The sequence below is a fragment of the Streptomyces sp. TLI_171 genome, assembly GCF_003610255.1.
Taxonomy (GTDB): domain Bacteria; phylum Actinomycetota; class Actinomycetes; order Streptomycetales; family Streptomycetaceae; genus Kitasatospora.
In genome coordinates, this window is the sequence record NZ_RAPS01000001.1 from 1,768,337 (window position 1) to 1,788,910 (window position 20,574).

Below are 20,574 nucleotides of genomic sequence, written 5' to 3' on the forward strand. Positions count from 1 at the left end.
CCCCGGGAATAAACCGCAGTTCACGGCAGTTGCGAGCGCTCCGGAAGCAGAAGACGACCGAAGGGCACCCCTTCCCGTGAGCAGCACTCCCGCAGTACCCGCGATCCCTACCGTCACGCTGAACAACGGCGTGCGGATCCCGCAGCTCGGCTTCGGCGTCTGGCAGGTGCCGGACGCGGAGGCCGTCCCCGCGGTGCGCACCGCGATCGAGGCCGGCTACCGCTCGATCGACACCGCCGCGATCTACGAGAACGAGGCGGGCACCGGCCGGGCGATCGCCGAGTCCGGCGTGGCCCGCGACGAGCTGTTCGTGACCACCAAGCTGTGGAACTCCGGCACCGTCGACTGGTCCGGCGAGCAGGGCCGGGACCGGGTCCGCCGCGCGTTCGACGAGTCGCTGGCCAAGCTCGGCCTGGACCAGCTGGACCTGTACCTGATCCACTGGCCGCGCCCGATGCACGGCAACACCTTCCTGAACATCTGGCCGGTCTTCGAGCAGTTGCAGGCCGAGGGCCGGGTCCGCGCGATCGGCGTCTCCAACTTCCGCGTCCCGGACCTGGAGCTGCTGCTCAAGGAGACCTCGGTGGTGCCGGCGCTGAACCAGGTCGAGCTGCACCCGTACTTCCCGCAGGCCGAGCTGCGCGCCTTCCACGCCGAGCACGGCATCGCCACCGAGGCGTGGAGCCCGCTCGGCCAGGGCGGCGACCTGCTGGCCGAGCCCGCCCTGCTCGCGGTGGCCGCGAAGCACGGCCGCTCGGCGGCCCAGGTGGTGCTGCGCTGGCACCTGCAGAGCGGCGTCATCGCGATCCCGAAGTCGGTGACGCCCGCCCGCATCCGGGAGAACCTGGACGTCACCGGTTTCGAGCTGGACGCCGAGGACCTCGCGGCCGTCGCCGGGGTGGCCACCGGCAAGCGGATCGGCCCGGACCCGGCCGGTTTCGACTGGAACTGACACCGCTGCGTGAGCTGACGACCCGTCACTCCGCGTAGGCGCGAAAGCGCCGGAAGGGGCCGACACCTGACGAGGTGTCGGCCCCTTCCGGCACGTCCCGGGCGGTGCCGCGTTACCGACCGGGGCGCGGTTGCTGCCCGAACCGCCGGGCAGCGCCTGTGCAGAATCGTTACAGCCGAGCTGCCTTCGAGAGCAGCGCCAGCGCCTGTACGTGCTCGTGCGACTCCAGCGGAGCGAGCAGCGCCTCCTGGACCTCGCGGACCCCGGCGGTGGAGCGGTGCAGCAGCTCCTGGCCGGTCGGGGAGAGCGAGAGCAGGTTGCGGCGCCCGTCCGAGGGGTCGCGGCGGCGCAGCACCAGGCCGCGCCGGACCAGCCGGCTGACCATCTCGGCCATCGTCGCCTTGTCCAGCGAGGCCAGCTCGCCGACCGTGCGCTGGTCGGCGCCCGGCTCGGTCTCCAGGGCGTCCAGCACCGCGTACTGAGGAGCCGTCAGCTCGGTGCCGACCTTCTCCGACCAGAGCTTGGTGTGGACCTGCTGGGCGACCCGGATCAGGTAGCCGATGGCCCGCTGGGCGTCCAGCGTGGGCCGCGCGTCGGCCATGACGGCGACGGCGGCCGGCTCCAGCCGGGCTATCTTCGCCATGATCCGGACGATTTCCAGCTGCTCGTCCGGGCCGAGCGGCTCGAACAGGGTCCGCTGGACCCGGACCACGCCGCCGGTCGCCTCGCGCACGGCCTGAGCGCCGTTCTGCGAGAGGGCCAGCAGCTTGCGGCGGCCGTCCGCGGGGTCGCGGCGGCGGAGCACCAGGCCCCGCCGGACCAGCCGGGCGACCATCTCGGCCATCGTCGCCTTGTCGAGCGAAGCGCGTTCGCCGACCGTGCGCTGGTCGGCTCCGGGCTCCAGTGCCAGTACCAGCAGCACCGCGAACTGCGGGGCCGTCAGCTCGGTACCGACGTATTCGGACCACAAGCGGGTGTGCACCTGCTGGGCCACGCGGATGAGGTGACCGGGCGACTGCTGCAGTCGGCCGGGCACGCGGGTTGTCGGGATCTCCCCCAGCACCATGAAATCCGTCCCGGTGTCACGCTCGGGGTGTGTGGGACACCCGAGCGGGGCAGTAACGGCGAGTGAGCATCCTGCTGTGAGTAAGGACGTTCCGGCCGTGCAGCCGGTGGCTGCTGGCGCACACTATACAAACGGTCGGCCTGGACCGGCAGGTAGGGGCGCAGAGTAGTCGCAGGTTCGGCAAAGTTGGCATATTTCCCCCGTATGTCGGGACCCCGCCCGAGCTGCTTCACCCGCTCGGCCGCCGCCGCCCCTCACCCTCTGTCACCTGCGGCGCTGCCTCTGGTCGGAAACCTTACCCGCCGGTAGGGTTTCAGAGCTGCGCCCTGCGCAACTCATTTTTTTTCTCATCAACGGGTCGCCGGCCCGCGCCGGTCCCGTCGTCCGACTTCGAGAGAGACGAGTACGAAGATGACCGAGCAGAGCACGTCCGTGACCGGCGACGCTCCGGTGCGGGTGGCCGTGGTGACGGGTGCGGCCCGTGGGATCGGCGCGGCCACCGCGCTCCGGCTGGCCGCCGACGGCTACGCGGTCGCGGTGGTCGACCTGGAGGAGTCCAACGCCAAGGGCACCGCCGAGGCGATCGAGGCCGCGGGCGGCCGCGCGCTGGCGGTCGGCGCCGACGTCTCGGACGCCGAGCAGGTGCAGGCCGCGGTGGACCGGATCGCCGCCGAGCTCGGCACCCCGGTGGTGCTGGTGAACAACGCCGGCGTGCTCCGCGACAACCTGCTGTTCAAGATGTCCGAGTCGGACTGGGACACCGTGATGAGCGTGCACCTCAAGGGCGCCTTCCTGATGACCCGCGCGGTGCAGAAGCACATGGTGGACGCCGGCTTCGGACGGGTCGTCAACCTGTCCTCCTCCTCCGCCCAGGGCAACCGCGGCCAGGCCAACTACTCCGCGGCCAAGGCCGGCCTGCAGGGCTTCACCAAGACCCTGGCGATCGAGCTCGGCAAGTTCGGCATCACCGCCAACGCGGTCGCCCCCGGCTTCATCGCCACCGACATGACGGCCGCCACCGCGGCCCGGGTCGGCATGGAGTTCGAGGCCTTCAAGCAGGCCGCCGCCTCGGCGATCCCGGTCCAGCGGGTCGGCACCCCGGACGACATCGCGCACACCATCTCCTTCCTGGCCTCCGAGGGCGCCGGCTTCGTCTCCGGCCAGGTCATCTACGTCGCGGGCGGCCCGCTCGACTAGAACGACCCACCCGGCGTGTTCGTGGTGCGGCGGCCCGGGGGCGGGTCCAGACTCGATTCTGCAGACCTCCCGCCGCCACCCCGGCGGCGGGCGCACTGCCGGAGGGGCCGGGCCCGGGCCCTCCGGCGCTCCACCGACGGAGGATCTTGATGACCGAACCCACGGACAGCGAGTCCATGCCGACCCCGGACAACCTGCTGCACACCGGGGCCGAGCACCCGGTCGACCCCGAGGACCTGGTGATGGCCTCGGGCCGCACCCCCACGCCGGCGCTGGTGGCGAAGGCGAAGAAGGCCCTGGAGGAACAGGGCGCGGCGGCCGTCGAGCGGCTGCTGCCCTGATCCCGGCGCCGCCCGTTCGAAGAGGCGGCCGATTTCCCGGAAGTGACCCGCGTCACGGGAAATCGGCCGCCTCTTTCGTGTCCGCACTACCCGCCGGGCAATTGGAGAAACCGACGGAATAGGGCGTTCGGCGGCACTCGGAGCGTGATTCCCGCCACTCCCGCCCCCATGCCCGAAGCCTTCCGGATGCCCGCTGAACTGCCGGTACGGAGGATCTGCGGACGATGTCACCGGCGGGTGACAGATCCACCGAATAAGCCGGAGCACTCGGCCCCGGCCGGTAATGTCGAGGCCGTGCCAGCCGATCCTCAATCGCCCGAACAGCAGATATCGACCGCACCGTGCACGGTTTCGGTCCAATCCGGCCGCGAATCCGCCACCGATGCGACCGAATCCGCACTTCCGCCGATCAGTCGGCGGCATGCCCTGCTCTTCGGCCTGGTCGGACTGCTCTACCTGACCGTGGTGCTGGCCATCCTCTACGACTCGCCGCTGGTCGACCTGGACTGGGCCCTGCAGCAGCTGCGCCCGTACCGGCGCTGGCCCGAGGCGCTGCCGTACCTGGACATCTGGGTGGTCGCGGGCCAGCGCGGGCCGACCGCGATCGCGGCCTGCCTCTGGCTGGGCTGGCGCTGCTACCGGGCGCACTCGGCGCGGCCGCTGCTGGTGATGGGCATGGCGCTGCTGCTATTGAACGTCACGGTGGGCGGGGTGAAGATCCTCACCGGCCGGCTGGGCCCGCACTACGCGCACTACGTGGGCTCGCCCGAGCTGTTCTCCGGCGGCAGCATCTTCCCCTCCGGGCACACCGCGAACGCCGTGGTCACCTGGGGCGTGCTGGCGTACCTGGCCACCCGCTGGCGGCGGACCGGCGCCGTGCTGGCCGCGCTCACCGCGGCCTCGATCGGGCTGACCACCGTCTACCTGGGCACCCACTGGATCTCGGACGTGTTCGCCGGCTGGGCCGCGGGCGCCCTGGTGCTGCTCTCGCTGCCGCTGGCCGAACCGGCCGTCGCCGCACTGGACGAGCGGGTGCTGGCGGTCTGGCACCGGGAGGGCCGCTCCGCCCGCCCGGCCGCCCGGCCCCGGCGGCGCCCGGTGCCGGCCCAGTGGCCGTCCCGCCCGCTGCCGGCGCTGCCTCAGCCCGCCCAGGCGCGTTCCACCGTGCCGGCCCGCACCGTCAGGTTGAGCCGGTCGGACCGGTACTCCATGGTGAGCAGCGCGTCCGGGGCCAGCTCCCGCACGGTGCGCCAGCCCCGTTCGGCGGCCAGCGCCCGGGCCTCCTCCACCGGCAGCCCCAGGTAGTCGTCGATCCCGTCCCGCACCGCAACCGCCTCCCTCGTTCCCCGTCCCGGTCCTACGCTGGAAGGGTACGAGGGAGGCGGTTGCGGATGCGACGGGCCAGGACGCCCAGGATCTGGCGGAGCGGGACGGAGCCGGCCACCGCGCGCAGCGACCTGAAGCTGCGGTTCCTGCTGTCGGTGCTGTTCGTGCCGTTCTTCGCGCTGGGCACGGCGGGTTTCGCGGTCTGGTCGGCGATGTCCTCGCCGCACGACGTGCCGAGCAGCGGGGCGCTGATCGTGTTCGCGGTGGGATGCGGGGTGATGACCCTGGTGGCGGCGGCGGACCTGTGGGTCGTGGTGCGCCGCCGCCGCACCGAGCTCTAGCGGGAGGCGACCGCCTGCTTGACCAGCGTCCGGCCGAAGTCCCACATCAGGCCGCTGCCCCGGTGGGCGTCGTCCATGACCTCGGTGAAGGCGTCCATGAACCGGTCGACCTCCTTCTCGGTGACGATCAGCGGCGGGATCAGCTTGATCACTTCCAGGTGGTCCCCGGAGACCTGGGTGAGGATCCGGTGCCGCTGCAGCAGCGGCACCACCACCATCTGCGCGAACAGTCCCTTGCGGGCGGCCTGCAGCGCCGTCCAGCCGGTGCGCAGCTTGAGCGACTTGGGCCGGCCGAACTCGATGCCGATCATCAGCCCGCGCCCGCGCACCTCGGCGAGCAGCTCGTACCGCTCGGTCAGCGCGGCCAGCCGGGCCTTGAACAGCTCACCCACCCTGGCGGCGTTCTCCACCACGCCCTCCTGCCGCATCACGTGCAGGGTGGCCAGGCCGGCGGCCATCGCCTGGGCGTTGGAGCCGAAGCTGGCGGAGTGCACCAGCACCCGGTCCATCGAGGAGTACACCTTCTCGAAGATCCACGACTTGCCGAGCGTCGCCCCGATCGGGACGTAGCCGCCGGACAGCGCCTTGGCCGCGCACACCAGGTCGGGGTGGACGCCCTCCTCCGCCTGGTAGGCGAAGAAGGTGCCGGTGCGGCCGACGCCGGTCTGCACCTCGTCGCAGATCAGCAGCGCCTTGTGCTCGTGCAGCAGCGCCTGGGCGGCGGCCAGCCAGCCGGGCGGCGGGGCGAGCACGCCCTTGCCCTGGATCGGCTCCATGATCAGCGCGGCGACGTCGCCCTTCTTCAACTCCCGCCGCAGGGCGTCGAGGTCGCCGAGCGGGATCGCGGTGTCCGGCAGCAGCGGGTCGAAGCCCTTGCGGAAGCCGCCCTCGCCGTTGACGGACAGCGAGCCGGCGGTGAGGCCGTGGAAGGCGTGGTCGCAGTACAGGACGCGGCGCTTCCCGGTGGCGTACCGGGCGAACTTGAGCGCCGTCTCCACCGCCTCGGTGCCGCTGTTGCCGAAGAACACCCGGTCCAGGCCCGGGGCTTGGGCGATCAGCTGCTCGGCCAGCAGGCCGGGCAGCGGGGAGCAGTCGAAGCGGGTGAGGTCGGCGGTCTCCAGGTCCATCACCTGCTGGACCGCGGCCCGGACGGCGGGGTGGTGCCGCCCGAGCGCGAAGATGCCGAACCCGGCGAGCATGTCGAGGTACTCGTTGCCGTCGGCGTCGTAGAAGTACGGGCCCTCGGCGCGCTCGTAGTACCGGTCGAAGCCGATGGTGTGCAGCATCCGGGGCAGCTGCGGGTTGAGGTAGCGGGCGTGCAGCTCGTAGCGCTCGCCGCCCCGGGCGTCGAGCAGGGCGGCGAGGTCGAGCGGTTCGGCCTGGGTCACGCTGGTTCGCTCCAATCGGTCACTTGCGCGGCACCCTGGGCCGGTACTCCTGGGCGCCGGTGCGGGTCCCGGGCAGCAGGCGGCGGGCGTAGGCGGCGGTCTGGGCGGCGACGCCGGTGCCGGTGAGTCCGATCTCCTCGAGGATCTCACCGCGCGAGGCGTGCGCCAGGAACTCCTGCGGGACGCCGAGGTCGCGCAGCGGGGTGCCGACCTCGGCGTCCCGCATGGCCTGGGCGATCGCCGCGCCGACGCCGCCGGCCCGGCCGTTGTCCTCGACGGTCACCACCATCCGGTGCTCGGCGGCCATGGCGACCAGCGCGGGGTCGACCGGCTTCACCCAGCGCGGGTCGACCACGGTGGCGGTGATGCCGTCGGCGGCCAGCAGCGCGGCGGCGTCCAGGCAGGCGGGGGCCATCGAGCCGACGGCGACCAGCAGCACGTCGGGGGCGGGGCCGGTGCGGGCCAGGACGTCGACCCCGCCGATCCGCTCGATCGCGGGCACCTCGGGGCCGAGCTCGCCCTTGGGGAAGCGCACCACGGTGGGCGCGTCCTCGACGGCGACGGCTTCGCGCAGCTGCTCGCGCAGCCGGTCGGCGTCGCGCGGGGCGGCCAGCCGCAGGCCGGGGACCACCTGGAGGATCGACATGTCCCACATGCCGTTGTGCGAGGCGCCGTCGTTGCCGGTGACGCCGGCCCGGTCGAGCACGAAGGTGACGCCCAGGCGGTGCAGGGCGACGTCCATCAGCACCTGGTCGAACGCCCGGTTGAGGAAGGTCGCGTAGACCGCGACCACCGGGTGCAGCCCGCCGGTGGCCAGGCCCGCGGCGGAGGCGACGCCGTGCTGCTCGGCGATCCCGACGTCGAAGGTGCGCCCCGGGTACGCCTCCGCGAACGGGCCGAGGCCGACGGGGTGCAGCATCGCGGCGGTGACGGCGACCAGGTCCGGCTGCTCGGCGCCGAGCGCGAGCATCTCCTTGCTGAACACGGACGTCCAGGAGGCGCCCGCGGACGGCGAGATCGGCAGGCAGGTGTAGGGGTCGATCGGGTTGACGGCGTGGAAGCGGTCCGCCTCGTCCTGCTCGGCGGGCCGGTAGCCGCGGCCCTTGACGGTCAGGCAGTGCACGATGACGGGGCCGCCGAAGTTCCGGGCCTGGCGCAGCGCCTGCTCGACGGCTCCGATGTCGTGGCCGTCGATCGGGCCGAGGTACTTCAGCCCGAGGTCCTCGAACATGCCCTGCGGGGCGAAGGCGTCCTTGAAGCCCTTCTTGGCGCCGTGCAGCGCGTCGAACAGCGGCGGGCCGACCACGGGGGTGCGCTGCAGGGCGTCCTTGCCCCAGGCCAGGAAGCGCTCGTAGCCGCGGGTGGTGCGCAGGGTGGCGAGGTGGTGGGCGAGGCCGCCGACGGTCGGCGCGTAGGAGCGCTCGTTGTCGTTGACCACGATGACCAGCGGGCGGTCCTCGGCCTCGGCGATGTTGTTCAGCGCCTCCCAGGCCATGCCGCCGGTGAGCGCGCCGTCGCCGATCACCGCGACGGTGCAGCGGTCGACGCCGAGCAGTTGGTTGGCCTTGGCGATGCCGTCGGCGTAGCCGAGCGCGGTGGAGGCGTGCGAGTTCTCGATCACGTCGTGCGGGGACTCGGCGCGCGACGGGTAGCCGGAGAGTCCGTCCTTGGCGCGCAGTCGGGAGAAGTCCTGACGTCCGGTGAGCAGCTTGTGCACGTAGGCCTGGTGGCCGGTGTCCCAGAGGATCCGGTCGTGCGGCGAGTCGAAGACCCGGTGCAGGGCGATGCTGAGCTCCACCACGCCGAGGTTGGGGCCGAGGTGGCCGCCGGTGCGGGTGACGGCGTCGATCAGGAAGTCGCGGATCTCGTCGGCGAGCAGCGGCAGCTGCTCGGGGTGCAGTCGTCTGAGGTCGGCGGGCCCGGTGAGCTGGCTCAGCAGTGGCATGGGGTACCCCTCACGGCTGGTTCGGTGTGCGTGGACTGTCGGTGTCCAGCCTGCGGCCCTGGGGTCGCGGTCGCCTGTCGGCGTGGGCCGCCCGCGCGGGGCGGGCGGCCTGCTGACGGTGCGTCAGAGCGCCTTGGGGGCGGCGAGGGTCTCGCGGGCGGCGCGGATCGACTCCTTCAGCGAGCCCATGGTGGCGAGGACGGCGGTGGGCTCGTAGCCGCAGTGGGCCATGCAGTTCTCGCAGCGCGGGTCGCGGCCGCGGCCGTACTTGTCCCAGTCGGTCTTCTCGATGAGTTCGCGGTAGGTGGGGACGTAGCCGTCGGACATCAGGTAGCAGGGGCGCTGCCAGCCGAACAGCGAGTAGTTGGGGATGCCCCAGGCGGTGCACTCGAAGTCGACCTTGCCTTCGAGGAAGTCCAGGAACAGCGGGCTGTGGTTGAGCCGCCAGCGCCGCCGGTTGCCGCCGGCGAAGGCCTTGCGGAACAGTTCGCGGGTCTGCTCGACGCCGAGGAAGTGCTCCTGGTCGGGGGCCTTCTCGTAGGCGTAGGCCGGCGAGATCATCATCTCGTCGACCTTGAGCTCGTCGTTGAGGAAGTCCAGCACCTCGACCACGGTCTGCGCGGTGTCGGTGTTGAAGAAGGTCGAGTTGGTGGTGACCCGGAAGCCCCGCCGCTTGGCCTCCTTGATCGCCTCGACGGCCTCCGCGAAGGTGCCCTCCTTGGCCACCGAGGCGTCGTGGCGCTCCTCCAGGCCGTCGATGTGGACCGCGAAGGTGAAATACGGCGAAGGGGTGAACTTGTCGAGCTTCTTGCGCAGCAGCAGGGCGTTGGTGCACAGGAAGACGTACTTGCGGCGGGCCACCAGCTGGCGGACGATCTCGTCGATCTGCGGGTGCATCAGCGGCTCGCCGCCGGCGATGGAGACCATCGGGGCGCCGCACTCCAGGACCGCGCCGACCGCCTGCGCGACCGGCATCCGCTGCTTGAGCACGCCCGCCGGGTGCTGGATCTTGCCGCAGCCCTCGCACTTCAGGTTGCAGGCGAACAGCGGTTCCAGCTCCACGATCAGCGGGAACTTGTCCCGCCGCCGGATCTTCTGCTGCATGAGGTAGGTGGATACGCGGATGGTCTGACGCAGCGGCATGGCCATGGCTTAGCTCGCCTCCTGGGGGAGCGTCGAGGGCTGTGGGGTCGTCAGCTGTAGGGGCGTGGCGGCGGCGTGCCGGTGCCACGCGGTGAGGGCGGGGACGGCGGCGCGCAAGGTCCGCCAGGCGCGCACTCCGGCCGGCAGGGTGCCGGGCCGGATCAACTCCCGCTCGGGGGTGTCGACCACCACCCGCAGCACCGCCGCGGGCAGGTCGGGGGCGTGGGCGGCCCGGGCGGCGAGCACCGCCGCGGCCTCCATGTCGACGGCGAGCGCGCCCGCGGCGTGCAGCCGGGCCCGTTCGGCGCCGCGCACCACGTGGTCGGCGGTGCGGTGGGTGCCGAGGTGGACCCGCAGGCCGGCCTCCTCCAGCGCGGTGGCCAGGGCCGGCGCGGACGCCAGCGGGTGGTCGCCGCCCTCGGCGTCGGTGACCCGGTCGGCGACGATCACCTCGCCGGGCCGGATGCCCGGGGCGAGCGCGGCGCCGAACCCGGCGACCAGCAGCGCGCCGTAGCCGCCGGCGTCGAGCAGCGCGGCGGCCTTCCGCCCGGCCGCCTTCCGGCCCATGCCGGTGCGGGCCAGCACCGGCGGGCCGCCGGCCGCGCCGGACCAGTCGCCGCCGCGCAGCGCCCAGGCCTCGGGTCCGAGCGCGCACAGCACCAGCAGGGGCGCGGTCATCGCTCACCCGCCCGGCCGAGCGGGGCGTCGTGCACGTACCGGCCGAGTGCGGTGACCGGGAAGACCAGGCGGTAGAGGTGGTAGTTGATGGAGAAGTCCCAGGGGAAGCCGGTGCCGGTGAACTGCGGTTCGTCCCAGGTGCCGTCGGCGCGCTGGGTGGCGGTCAGCCAGGCGACGCCGCGTTCGACCGCCTCCGAGTCGCGCTCGCCGGCGGCGAGCAGCGCCATCAGCGCCCAGGCGGTCTGCGAGGCGGTGGACTCGCCGCGGCCGGCCCAGGTGGCCGGGTCCTCGTAGGAGCGCATGTCCTCGCCCCAGCCGCCGTCCGGGTTCTGCCGGTCGGCGAGCCAGTCGACGGCGCGGCGGATCGCCGGGTGGGCGGGGGTGAGGCCGGCGGCGACCAGCGCGGGCACCACGGAGCCGGTGCCGTAGATGTAGTTGGTGCCCCAGCGGCCGAACCAGGAGCCGTCGGCCTCCTGGTGGCTCAGCAGCCAGGCGACGCCGCGCCGGGTGCGCGGGTCCCGGGTGCGGCCGGTCTCGGCGAGCATCTCCACCACGTGCGCGGTGACGTCGGCCGAGGGCGGGTCGATGACCTCGCCGAAGTCGCAGAACGGCAGCTTGTTGGGGAGCTTGCTGGTGTTGTCGGCGTCGAACGCGCCCCAGGCGCCGTCCTTGGACTGCATGCCGAGGTTCCAGCGGACGGCCCGTTCGACCGCGCCGGACAGCCGGGCGGTGTCGGGGTGGTCGATCCGGCGCAGGGCGAGCACCACCTCGGCGGTGTCGTCGACGTCCGGGTAGGTGTCGTTCTGGAACTCGAAGGCCCAGCCGCCGGGGGCCAGCCGGGGCCGTTTGACCGCCCAGTCGCCGCGGGTGGTGATCTCCTCGCCGAGCATCCAGTCGCCGGCCCGGACCAGGGCGGGGTGGTCGCCGGGCAGTCCGGCGTCGCGCAGCGCGATGGCGGCCAGGCAGGTGTCCCAGACCGGGGACTGGCAGGCCTCCAGCCAGCGCTTGCCGTCCTCGGTGTGGACGGTGAAGGACTCGAAGGCGGCCAGGCCGGCCTTCATCACGGGGTGGTCGAGGCGGTAGCCGAGCAGCCGCAGGGCGATCAGCGAGTACACGGCGGGCGGCTGGATGCCGCCCCAGCAGCCGTCGGCCTCCTGGCGTTCGATGATCCAGGCGGCGGCCTGGCGCAGGGCCAGGCGGCGCACCGGCTTGATGGCGTGCCGGTGGTAGCGGTGCATCAGCTGGTCGAGGCGCTGGAACAGGCCGTCCCAGGTGTGCGGCGGGGCGAGCGGCCGTTCGGGGTGGGGGTTCGCCGGGTCGGTGTGCAGTTCGGTGAGGTCGAACGGTGCGGGTCTGACCGGGCGGTGTGCGGAGACCACGGTCAGCGGGACGATGGTCTGCCGGGCCCACTGGCCGAAGGAGTAGATGTTCAGGGGCGCCCAGCTGGGCAGGAACAGCACTTCGGGGGGCAGTTCGGGGAGTTTCTCCCAGGGCCACCAGCCGAACAGGGCGAGCCAGATCCGGGTGAACACCCGGCTGGCGGCGATCCCGCCGCGCTCGCGGACGAAGGCGGCGGCGGCCTGCATGTGGGGGGCGTCCGCGGCGTCCCCGGCGAGGCGGAGCGCCACGTACGCCTCGACGGTGGTGGACAGCTCCGGCGGGCCGCCGTGGAAGGTGGCCCAGGTGCCGTCCTCGCGCTGCCGGGAGCGGATCCAGGCCGCGGTGGCCCGGGTCTGCTCCTCGGTGCGGATGCCCAGGAACTGGCGGAGCAGCAGGTCTTCGGCGTCCATGGTGACGTTGGTCTCCAGGTCGCCCTTCCACCAGCCGTCGGCGTGCTGGAGTGACAGCAGATGGGCGGTGGCGCGGCTGAGCGCCGCCGCTGGTGAGGAATCGTCAGATCGTGCCGGTGCAACTGAGGTTTGGGATCCGAGCCTTCCACCCGCGGTTGCTGTCACTCTCATGTCACCTCTCTCGGACCACCACGAATTCGGCGAGTGCGACGAAGTGCTCGCGCACCTCGTCGGCCATGGGCACCTCGCCGAGGGCGGCGAGGGCGGTGTCGTACTGGCGGCGGGCCTCTTCCTGCGTCCAGGCCCGGCCGCCGGCCTGCTCGATCAGCGCGGCGCGGGCGGCGAGCTGCTGCTCGCTCTCCTCGCCGCGGCCGGTCGGGTCGGCCAGCTGTGCGGCCAGCTCGCGGGAGGCGGCGCCTCCCTCGGCCAGCGCGGCGCACACCGGGAGCGACTTCTTCCGCGACTGGAGGTCGCTCCAGTGCGGCTTTCCGGTCACTTCGGTGGCGCCCCAGATGCCCAGCAGGTCGTCCACCGCCTGGAACGCGAGCCCCAGGTGGTAGCCGTACCGCTGGAGCGCGTCGGACACCCGGTCGTCGGCGCCGGCCAGCACTGCGCCGATCGCCGCCGAGGCCGCCAGCAGGGCGCCGGTCTTGCCGCCCTCCATGGCCAGGCACTCCTCGACCGTCACCACGTCGCGCTGTTCGAACGAGACGTCCAGAGCCTGACCGTCGATCAGCCGCCGGGTGGCGGTGGTGATCAGGCGGACGGCGCGGGCGGCGTCGGTCGGGGTGGCCCCGCCGGTCACCGCGGCGTCCAGCAGGACCTCGGTGCCGAGGGTGGCCAGCGCGTCGCCGACCAGCACGGCCTGCGCCGGGCCGAACACCGTCCAGGCGGTGGCCCGGTGCCGTCGCGTCTCGTCACCGTCCATCAGATCATCATGAAGGAGCGAGAAATTGTGGACCAGCTCGACCGACACGCCGCCGGGTACGCCCGCCTGCGCGTCGGCGCCCACCGCTTCGGCCGACAGCAGGGCCAGCGCCGGGCGCACGGCCTTGCCGCCGTCGCCCGCGGCGGGCCGGCCGTCGCGGTCGATCCAGCCGAAGTGGTACGCCGCGACCGTGTCCATCGGTGCCGCCAAACGGGCGACGGCCTCGCGCATCGGCGGCGTGCAGAGCGTGCGTCCGCGCGCCAGCAGGTCCAGGACCGTCGGGGTGTCCCTGACCGTCGAGCCGGTGCGTGCCTCCACGTGCGTTCCCTCTCGGTACGTCCGACCGGCCGCGAAGGGCGGCCGGCCGGTTGCGATGTCGGTGGTCGGGGGGTGAGGGGTCGGCGTCATCGGGGCCACCGCCCGTCCCCCCGATCGACCGGGAGCCGGCCGGAGCCGGACAGGGCGGCGTCCGCCGCGGTGTGGCCGCTGCGGACCGCGCCTTCCATGGTCGCTGGCCAGCCGGTGGCAGTCCAGGACCCGGCGAGCAGGATGCCGGGGACTTCGGTGCGCGCGCCGGGGCGCAGCCGGGCGGTGCCGGGCGCCGGGTCGAAGGTGGCGGTGCGCTCCCGGGTGACGAAGAAGTCCAGCACCCGCGCGCCTCGGGCGGCGGGCAGCAGGCGCTCCAGCTCCGGCAGGTAGCGGTCGCGGAGCTCGGCCACCGGCAGGTCGATCTCGTCCTCGGCCGCGGACTGCGACACCGCCAGGTACTGGGCGCCGGGCACCGCCAGGCCGGAGTGCCGGGTGCGGTCGAAGACGAACTGCACCGGCGAGCCGAGCGCGGCGAAGAACGGACGGCGGATCAGCCGCCGGTCGTAGACCACGTGCACGTTCAGGATCGGGGCGGTGCCGAAGTCGGCGAGCCGGTGCTGCCCGGCGATCGCGCCGGACGGCAGCAGGGCGGCCGCGGTGTCCTGGGCGCCGGCCAGCACGACGGTGTCGGCGGTGAGCAGCTCGCCGCCCTCCAGCCGGACGGCGTGCTGCTCGGCGGCCTTCAGTTCGGCGGCCTTGGTGCGCAGCAGCACCCGGACGCCGGCCCGTTCCAGCTCGGCCAGCGCCCGGTCGTGGTGGATCTCGCCGAGCGGGGCCCTGGCGATGCCGATGTCGGAGGCGCCCGGGTCGGACAGCAGTCCGGTCTTGAACACCATCGCGGCCAGCGCCATCGAGGTGCGGTCCGCGGTCGCGTTCAGGGTGGCCACGCCCACCAGGTCCCAGACGGCCTCGATGGCGGCCGGGGTCTGGCCGTGCCGGCGCAGCCAGTCGCCGAAGGAGATCTCGTCCAGCGCCGGGTCGGCCAGGTCGAGCTTCTGCAGGGCGAGCGCGCCGCGCACCACCCGCAGCCGGTCGGCCGGGCGCAGGTGCCGGTAGGTGGCGAGGCTGCCGGCCAGGTGCAGCGGGACGGGCAGCTCGGCCCGGCGCAGCCGGCCGAGGCTGCGGGTGCCGTCGGCGGCCAGGCCCAGCACCGGGACGTCCAGCCGGTCCTGCAGGTCGACCAGGTGGCCGGCGCCGAGCCGGTCGATCAGGCCGCGGTAGGCGGTGCAGCAGCGCAGGTACACGTGCTGGCCGTTGTCGACGGTCAGGTCGCCGCGCTTGAACGAGAAGGCCAGGCCGCCGAGCCGGGGGCGGGCCTCCAGCAGGGTGGTGCGGACGCCCGCGTCGGCCAGCCGGAGGGCGGCGGTGATGCCCGCCAGGCCGCCGCCGACCACCACGGCGGTGCGCTGCCGCTGCGGCGTCGGCGTGCTCATCGGTCCTCCCGGACGGCAGTGGACTGTGGGCACAACAACGTACGCATGCGTCGTGATTCCCTGTTGACACAGCGTGACAGAACTGGCGCGAGAATCAAGAACGCCCTCCGGCGAGCCCGGACAGTGCCACGTACGCCTTCTCCCAGCCCGGCAGGGAGACCCGGCCGCGGAGCACCGAGTGCGGGTCGGCGGCGATCCGGCCGAGCAGGCGGTGGTAGATGCCGGCCATCGCGGCGGTGGCGGCGCGGCTGCGGCGGTCGAGCATCGGCAGCAGCCGCAGGCCCTCCTCGAAGGCCTGCTGGGCGCGGTCGGCCTCGAAGGCGACCAGGCCGGTGAAGTCCGCGCCGACCGGGAGCTGCGGGAGCGCGAAGCCCTGCTGGCAGCCGAACCGGACCAGGTCCTCGGTGGGCAGGTAGGTGCGGCCGTTCAGGGCGTCCTCGCGCACGTCGCGCAGGATGTTGGTGAGCTGCAGGGCCAGGCCCAGGGTGTCGGCGTACTCGGCGCCGCGCTCCCAGTCCTCGCAGCCGTACACGCCGAGCGAGAGCCGGCCGATCGAGCCGGCCACGCAGCGGCAGTAGACCTTGAGCTCCTCGAAGGTGCCGTACTCGACGCCCTTGAGGTCCATCTCGACGCCGTCGATCAGCTCGTCGAAGCCGCCGAGCGGGATCGGGAAGCGGCGGGCCGCGTCGGCGAGTGCGACCTTGATCGGGTCGGTGTCGTCCTCGCCGACCTCGCCGGCCCGGATCTCGTCCAGCAGGGCGCGGGTGCGGGCCAGCGCCTCGGCCTTCTGCACGGCGGGCAGTTCGCCGTCGCCGATGTCGTCGACCCGGCGGGCCAGCGCGTACAGCGCGGACATCGCCAGCCGCTTGGCCTCGGGCAGCAGCCGGATGCCGTAGCTGAAGTTGCGGGCCTGCAGGGCGGTGACCGCCTCGCAGTACCGGTAGGCCGCCATGACCGGCGCGGACGCCAGTGGTGATGCCCCCACGCGGGCGTTCACCTTCCCTTCGCGAAGAGTGCCGCCGCCCGGCCGGCCAGGCGGCGCTTGTCGGGCTTCGCCCGGTGCGCGAGCACGTCGAACCCGACCGCCTCGATGGCGTCCAGGGCCGCGTACCCGCCGGCGGTGAATCCCGCCAGCAGCAGTCGGAGCCTTCCGTGAACCGTACCCACCAGCGGCGCGCCGCGGTCGAGCAGGGTCCGGGCCCGGCTCGCCTCCCAGGCGATCAGCTGGCGCACGCCCCGGGAGGCGGTGTCGGCGGCGAGGTCCTGCTCGGTGACTCCGAAGGTGGCGAGGTCCTCCTGCGGGAGGTAGATCCGGTCGCGGTCGAGGTCCTCGGCGACGTCCTGCAGGTGTTCGACGATCTGCAGCGCGGTGCAGATGTCGTCGGAGAGCTCGATCCGCTCGGGGGTGGCGCGGCCGGCCAGGGCGAGCACCAGGCGGCCGACCGGGTCGGCGGACAGCGTGCAGTAGTGCCGGAGGTCGGCGTAGGCCGGGTAGCGGGTGGTGCACTGGTCCACCCGGTTGGCCTCGATCAGTCGGCGGAACGGCTCCGGGGTGACGGCGTGCCGCTCGATCAGCGGGACCAGCCGGCGGATCAGCGGGTGCCGGGGCTCGCCGGCGGCGGTGCCGAGGACGGTGCCGCCCTGGGCGCGGTCGTCGCCGAGGGCGGCGGCGAAGGCCCGGTCGAGGTCGAGCTCCAGCCCGTCCAGCAGGGCGAGCCGGAAGCCTTCGTCGTCGGGGGCGCCCTTGACGCCCAGCGCGGCGGCGACGCCGGCGGGGTCGGCCAGGTCGCCGTCGCCGGCGTCGTCGATCAGCCGGGCGAAGCCGTAGACCGCCATCAGGTCCGCGCGCCAGGCGGCGGGCAGGAACGCGGGGGCGACCGGGAAGTTCTCCAGGTCCGCCTTGTCCAGCGTCACCGCTGCTGTCTGGTTATCTGACTTAGTTGAAGCCGACACTGCCGTCACTCCCCCGTTCTACACCGGTCCCGCCCGCCACCGCGCACCGGACACGCTTCTGTCGCCACGCCTTCACCCGCCGCACGCCGCAGGGCCGGTGCCCGGGGATCCGCTCCCCGCGCACCGGCCCTGCGACGTGCGACCCGGCCCCGGTCAGGGGCGGTCGCCCTTCTCGTACCGCCGGACGACCTCCTCGGTCGGACCGTCCATGATCAGCTCACCGTGCTCGATCCAGATGGTGCGCTCACAGACCTCGCGGATCGCGTTGTTGTCGTGGCTCACCAGGAAGACGGTGCCGGCCTCCTTGCGCAGCTCGTTGATCCGGGCCTTGGAGCGCTGCTGGAAGCCCTGGTCGCCGGTGGCGAGGGCCTCGTCGATCAGCAGCACGTCGTGGGTCTTCGCCGCCGCGATGGAGAACCGCAGGCGGGCGCCCATGCCGGAGGAGTAGGTGCGCATCGGCAGCGAGATGAAGTCGCCCTTCTCGTTGATGCCCGAGAAGTCGACGATGTTCTGGTACCGCTCGCGCACCTGGGCCGGGGACATGCCCATCGCCAGGCAGCCCAGCACCACGTTGCGCTCACCGGTCAGGTCGTTCATCAGCGCCGCGTTCACGCCCAGCAGCGAGGGCTGGCCGTTGGTGTAGATGGCGCCCTTCTCGGTCGGCAGCAGGCCGGCGATCGCCGCCAGCATGGTCGACTTGCCGGAGCCGTTCGAGCCGATCAGACCGACCGCCTCGCCCTTGTACGCGGTGAAGCTGATGCCGCGCACCGCGTGCACCTCGCGGATCGAGGGCGACTTCTTGCGGGTGATGATCCGGCTCAGCGCGGACGTGGCGCTGCCCTTGCCGGCGCCCGCGCCGTGCACCTTGTAGACGATGTGCACGTCGTCCACCACCACGGTGGGGACCCGGGCCTTGTCGGTGTCCACCACGGTGGCCTCCTTGACGGTGTCGAGCGCTGCGTCAGCCACGGCCGTACTCCTCCTCTGCCTTCCAGAAGAACACGAAACCGACGACGAAGGCGACGATCGCCCAGGTGCCGGCCATCATCCAGATGTGGTCGGGCAGGATCAGCGCCTTCGGCAGCTGGTGGCCGTCCGCTGCGGTGCCGCCCGGGTAGAGGCTCTTGTCGAAGCTCTCGGGCATGAACGCGTAGCGGATCAGGTCCATGTAGACCACGGCCGGGTTCCAGGAGTAGAGCGTCTGCCAGAGCGGCGGCCACTTCTCGATGAAGCTCGAGACGCTGTACATCACGCCCGAGATGTACATCCAGGTGCGCAGCAGGAACGGCATCAGCTGCGAGATGTCGGAGGTCTTCGAGCCGATCCGGGCCATCACCATGGCCAGACCGGTGTTGAACATCGACTGGAGCACCAGCGCCGGGATGATCAGCAGCCAGGTCATGCCCGGGGGGATGCCGTTCATCAGCACGATGACGACCAGCACCACCATCGAGATCAGCAGCTGCTGGAGCTGGATGATCGTGAAGGCGATCGGCAGGCTGGCGCGCGGGAAGTGCAGCGCCCGGATCAGGCCGAGGTTGTCGGAGATCGACCGGGTGCCGGCCTGGATCGCGCTCTGCGAGAACTGAAAGATGAAGACGCCGATGCACAGCCAGGCGATGTACGCCGGGACGGTGTCCCGGTTGTTCATGATCAGGCCGAAGACCAGGTAGAACACCGCGCAGTTCAGCAGCGGGGTGAGCACCTGCCAGACCTGGCCGAGCTTCGCCGTGGTGTACTGCGCGACCAGCCGGGCCGTGGCGAACGCGCTGATGAAGGCGCGGCGGGCCCACAGCTGGCGGACGTACTGGATCAGGCTCGGCCGTCGGCCGCTGACGGAGAGTCCGTACTTGTCCGCGAGCTGCTTCGGGGTCAGACCCGCGTCGGTACCCCTTGGTGCGGAGAGGTTGACCGGGTCACTCAGTGTCGACACATTCGTCCTTCAGGGGGTCGAAATCCCCCGCCCGGGGGTGACGGGCGGGGAACCGGGAGGTACCACGAGGAGCTCTGCTGCTACCGCTTGCGGCCGACGGGGGAAACGTCCGACCGGCTGCGATCAGATGATTGGCGGTCTGCCCAGTCGGGTCAAGCGCCAGACCGTGGACCACTTCATCGGGCGGCGCGGACCGGACGGCTCGCGCCAGCCCGCCCTGAACCCGCCGAGCCACGCCTTCAGCGCCGACCCGGAGGGCCGTCGCGCGACCGTCAGCAGGAACCAGGTTCCCAGGTAGAGAGGCACCAGCAGGGCCGGAAGGTTCCGCCGGGCCAGCCAGACCCGGTTGCGGGCCACGTTGTGGAAGTACGCCGCGTGCCGGGCCGGCGAGGTCGCCGGGTGGTGGAGCACCACGTCCGGGCGGTAGTCGATCGACCATCCGGCGTCCAGCGCGCGCCACGCCAGGTCGGTCTCCTCGTGCGCGTAGAAGAACTCCGCGGGCAGCTGCCCGGCCTGCGGGAAGACCGCGCTGCGCACCGCGCTGGCGCCGCCCAGGAAGGTGGTGACCCGGGAGCCGCGCAGCGGGTCGCTGGCCCGCAGCCGGGGCACGTGGCGGCGCTGGGTGGTGCCGGTCTCCGGGTCGGCGATCCGGAACGAGACGATGCCCAGGCCCGGGTCGGCGGTGAACGCCTCGCGCAGCAGCTGCGCCGAGTCGGTGTTCGGCAGCAGGCCGTCGTCGTCCAGGAACAGCACCGCGTCGACGTCCCGGCCGTCCGGGCCGAACAGCTCGATGCCGACGTTGCGGCCGCCGGGGATGCCGAGGTTCTCCGGCAGCTCGGCGGTGCGCACGCCCTCGGGCAGGGCGGGCAGCGGGGCGCCGTTGGCGACCACCGCGAGCTCGACCGGCGGGCCCTGCTGGGCGCGCACCGACTCGATCAGGGCGTTCAGCTCCGCGGGCCGGTTGCCCATCGTGATGATGACCGCGCCGAGGCGGAAGTGGTCGCTCATCGCAGCCTGCTGGACAGCACGATGGACAGCAGGTGCAGGACGGTCTGCAGCATCGCGACGGCGGCGAGCACCACGACCGCGAGCCGGGTGAAGTACAGGCCGCCGTGGACCGCGTCGGCGATGCCGGCGGCCAGGATGAACAGCGAGGCCTCGACCGCGCCGACCAGGCGGTGGAACTTCAGCAGCGAGGCGGCCCGGCGGGCCTTGGCCACCGTGGTGGAGCGCGGCACCGAGGCGCTGTCCTCGACCGCGGTGAGGCCGGAGCGGGCCCGGGCCACGTCGACCAGGTCGGTCTCGGACTTGATCAGGATCGCGCCGAGCGCGGCCAGCGTGCCGAGGAAGGCCCACTGCCAGGCGCTGGTGGAGCCGTCCCGGTGGAACAGGTCGGCGGCGCGCAGGCCGAGGCCGGTGAGCAGCGCGGCCTCGGACATGTAGTGGCCGACCCGGTCCAGGTAGACGCCGGTGAGCGAGGTCTGCCGGCGCCAGCGGGCGACCTCGCCGTCCACGCAGTCCAGCAGCAGGTAGACCTGGATCAGCAGGGCGCCGAGGATCGCGCCGGTCGGGCCGGGGACCACCAGGGCGGCGCCGGCCAGGATGCCGGTGAGCATCATCAGGTAGGTCAGGCCGTTGGGCGTGATCACCGTGACGGTGGACAGGATGCGGGTGATCCGCAGCGAGATCCTCCGCATGTACAGGCGGCCGGCCCAGTGCTCGGCGCTGCGGCGCTGGAGCATGCCCTCCGGGTGGATGACGGCCCGGAGCTCCTCGATCGACGGGCGGCGG

19 protein-coding genes are annotated in these 20,574 nt (G+C 72.7%); 5 read left to right on the forward strand and 14 right to left on the reverse strand.

All coding sequences use genetic code 11. The features are described 5' to 3' along the window. The first annotated feature begins 76 nt into the window (after window positions 1-76). Window positions 77-952 (forward strand): aldo/keto reductase, encoded by an 876-nt coding sequence (locus BX266_RS08070; RefSeq protein ID WP_099898218.1) that lies wholly within the window; start codon window positions 77-79, stop codon window positions 950-952. 169 nt (window positions 953-1,121) lie between these two features. Here the strand turns inward: BX266_RS08070 and BX266_RS08075 are convergent, their stop codons facing one another. Then, entirely contained in the window at window positions 1,122-1,922 is an 801-nt protein-coding gene (locus BX266_RS08075; RefSeq protein ID WP_183096871.1) for a MarR family winged helix-turn-helix transcriptional regulator, read from the reverse strand. A 507-nt stretch (window positions 1,923-2,429) separates the two neighbouring features. Between BX266_RS08075 and fabG the strand changes: the two genes are divergently transcribed. The 4 genes from fabG to BX266_RS08095 all read left to right on the forward strand — a co-directional run bounded on the left by fabG (window position 2,430) and on the right by BX266_RS08095 (window position 5,223). Then, window positions 2,430-3,215, forward strand: coding sequence for a 3-oxoacyl-ACP reductase FabG (gene fabG / locus BX266_RS08080; RefSeq protein ID WP_099898220.1), 786 nt, complete (start codon window positions 2,430-2,432; stop codon window positions 3,213-3,215). A 149-nt stretch (window positions 3,216-3,364) separates the two neighbouring features. Further along, complete coding sequence (locus tag BX266_RS08085) at window positions 3,365-3,556, forward strand: hypothetical protein (protein WP_099898221.1); 192 nt, start codon at window positions 3,365-3,367, stop codon at window positions 3,554-3,556. Between the two features lie 294 nt (window positions 3,557-3,850). Next, window positions 3,851-4,861, forward strand: a complete 1,011-nt coding sequence (locus BX266_RS41135; protein WP_399169224.1) for a phosphatase PAP2 family protein — start codon at window positions 3,851-3,853, stop codon at window positions 4,859-4,861. An 86-nt stretch (window positions 4,862-4,947) separates the two neighbouring features. Continuing rightward, window positions 4,948-5,223, forward strand: coding sequence for a DUF6343 family protein (locus BX266_RS08095; RefSeq protein WP_099898222.1), 276 nt, complete (start codon window positions 4,948-4,950; stop codon window positions 5,221-5,223). On the opposite strand, the gene BX266_RS08100 is transcribed toward BX266_RS08095, so the two are convergent. The 13 genes from BX266_RS08100 to BX266_RS08160 all read right to left on the reverse strand — a co-directional run bounded on the left by BX266_RS08100 (window position 5,220) and on the right by BX266_RS08160 (window position 20,525). Beyond that, complete coding sequence (locus tag BX266_RS08100) at window positions 5,220-6,611, reverse strand: aspartate aminotransferase family protein (protein WP_099898223.1); 1,392 nt, start codon at window positions 6,609-6,611, stop codon at window positions 5,220-5,222. The genes BX266_RS08095 and BX266_RS08100 overlap by 4 nt on opposite strands. A gap of 19 nt (window positions 6,612-6,630) precedes the next feature. Next, window positions 6,631-8,556, reverse strand: coding sequence for a 1-deoxy-D-xylulose-5-phosphate synthase (gene dxs / locus BX266_RS08105; protein ID WP_099898224.1), 1,926 nt, complete (start codon window positions 8,554-8,556; stop codon window positions 6,631-6,633). Between the two features lie 123 nt (window positions 8,557-8,679). Continuing rightward, complete coding sequence (gene hpnH / locus BX266_RS08110; protein WP_099898225.1) at window positions 8,680-9,705, reverse strand: adenosyl-hopene transferase HpnH; 1,026 nt, start codon at window positions 9,703-9,705, stop codon at window positions 8,680-8,682. Window positions 9,706-9,708: 3 nt separating this feature from the next. Next, entirely contained in the window at window positions 9,709-10,377 is a 669-nt protein-coding gene (locus BX266_RS08115; protein ID WP_099898226.1) for a 1-hydroxy-2-methyl-2-butenyl 4-diphosphate reductase, read from the reverse strand. Beyond that, window positions 10,374-12,332 carry a squalene--hopene cyclase gene (gene shc, locus BX266_RS08120; protein WP_099898227.1) on the reverse strand — a complete coding sequence of 653 codons (1,959 nt, stop codon included), beginning with the start codon at window positions 12,330-12,332 and terminating at the stop codon, window positions 10,374-10,376. The genes BX266_RS08115 and shc overlap by 4 nt, the downstream gene beginning before the upstream one ends. Before the next feature lie 7 nt (window positions 12,333-12,339). After that, window positions 12,340-13,413 (reverse strand): polyprenyl synthetase family protein, encoded by a 1,074-nt coding sequence (locus tag BX266_RS08125; protein WP_099898228.1) that lies wholly within the window; start codon window positions 13,411-13,413, stop codon window positions 12,340-12,342. Between the two features lie 86 nt (window positions 13,414-13,499). Next, window positions 13,500-14,897, reverse strand: a complete 1,398-nt coding sequence (gene hpnE / locus BX266_RS08130) for a hydroxysqualene dehydroxylase HpnE (protein ID WP_099898229.1) — start codon at window positions 14,895-14,897, stop codon at window positions 13,500-13,502. 94 nt (window positions 14,898-14,991) lie between these two features. Beyond that, complete coding sequence (hpnD, locus tag BX266_RS08135) at window positions 14,992-15,849, reverse strand: presqualene diphosphate synthase HpnD (RefSeq protein ID WP_099898230.1); 858 nt, start codon at window positions 15,847-15,849, stop codon at window positions 14,992-14,994. A 41-nt stretch (window positions 15,850-15,890) separates the two neighbouring features. Continuing rightward, window positions 15,891-16,811, reverse strand: coding sequence for a squalene synthase HpnC (gene hpnC / locus BX266_RS08140; protein ID WP_259464603.1), 921 nt, complete (start codon window positions 16,809-16,811; stop codon window positions 15,891-15,893). A gap of 192 nt (window positions 16,812-17,003) precedes the next feature. Then, entirely contained in the window at window positions 17,004-17,819 is an 816-nt protein-coding gene (locus BX266_RS08145; protein ID WP_099898232.1) for an ABC transporter ATP-binding protein, read from the reverse strand. Next, window positions 17,812-18,783 carry an ABC transporter permease gene (locus BX266_RS08150; RefSeq protein WP_099898233.1) on the reverse strand — a complete coding sequence of 324 codons (972 nt, stop codon included), beginning with the start codon at window positions 18,781-18,783 and terminating at the stop codon, window positions 17,812-17,814. The genes BX266_RS08145 and BX266_RS08150 overlap by 8 nt, the downstream gene beginning before the upstream one ends. 123 nt (window positions 18,784-18,906) lie before the next feature. Further along, complete coding sequence (locus BX266_RS08155) at window positions 18,907-19,791, reverse strand: glycosyltransferase family 2 protein (protein ID WP_099898234.1); 885 nt, start codon at window positions 19,789-19,791, stop codon at window positions 18,907-18,909. After that, a complete protein-coding gene (locus BX266_RS08160; RefSeq protein WP_180290791.1) occupies window positions 19,788-20,525 on the reverse strand; it encodes a CDP-alcohol phosphatidyltransferase family protein in 738 nt (245 codons plus the stop codon). The genes BX266_RS08155 and BX266_RS08160 overlap by 4 nt, the downstream gene beginning before the upstream one ends. Window positions 20,526-20,574: the final 49 nt, after the last annotated feature.

Coding starts and splice junctions, on each gene's coding strand:
- fabG (WP_099898220.1), top strand. CDS start 2,430: ATGACCGAGCAGAGCACGTCCGTGACCGGCGACGCTCCGGTGCGGGTG.
- BX266_RS08085 (WP_099898221.1), top strand. CDS start 3,365: ATGACCGAACCCACGGACAGCGAGTCCATGCCGACCCCGGACAACCTG.
- BX266_RS08095 (WP_099898222.1), top strand. CDS start 4,948: ATGCGACGGGCCAGGACGCCCAGGATCTGGCGGAGCGGGACGGAGCCG.
- dxs (WP_099898224.1), bottom strand. CDS start 8,556: ATGCCACTGCTGAGCCAGCTCACCGGGCCCGCCGACCTCAGACGACTG.
- hpnH (WP_099898225.1), bottom strand. CDS start 9,705: ATGGCCATGCCGCTGCGTCAGACCATCCGCGTATCCACCTACCTCATG.
- BX266_RS08115 (WP_099898226.1), bottom strand. CDS start 10,377: ATGACCGCGCCCCTGCTGGTGCTGTGCGCGCTCGGACCCGAGGCCTGG.
- hpnE (WP_099898229.1), bottom strand. CDS start 14,897: ATGAGCACGCCGACGCCGCAGCGGCAGCGCACCGCCGTGGTGGTCGGC.
- hpnD (WP_099898230.1), bottom strand. CDS start 15,849: ATGGCGGCCTACCGGTACTGCGAGGCGGTCACCGCCCTGCAGGCCCGC.
- BX266_RS08155 (WP_099898234.1), bottom strand. CDS start 19,791: ATGAGCGACCACTTCCGCCTCGGCGCGGTCATCATCACGATGGGCAAC.
- BX266_RS08160 (WP_180290791.1), bottom strand. CDS start 20,525: ATGCTCCAGCGCCGCAGCGCCGAGCACTGGGCCGGCCGCCTGTACATG.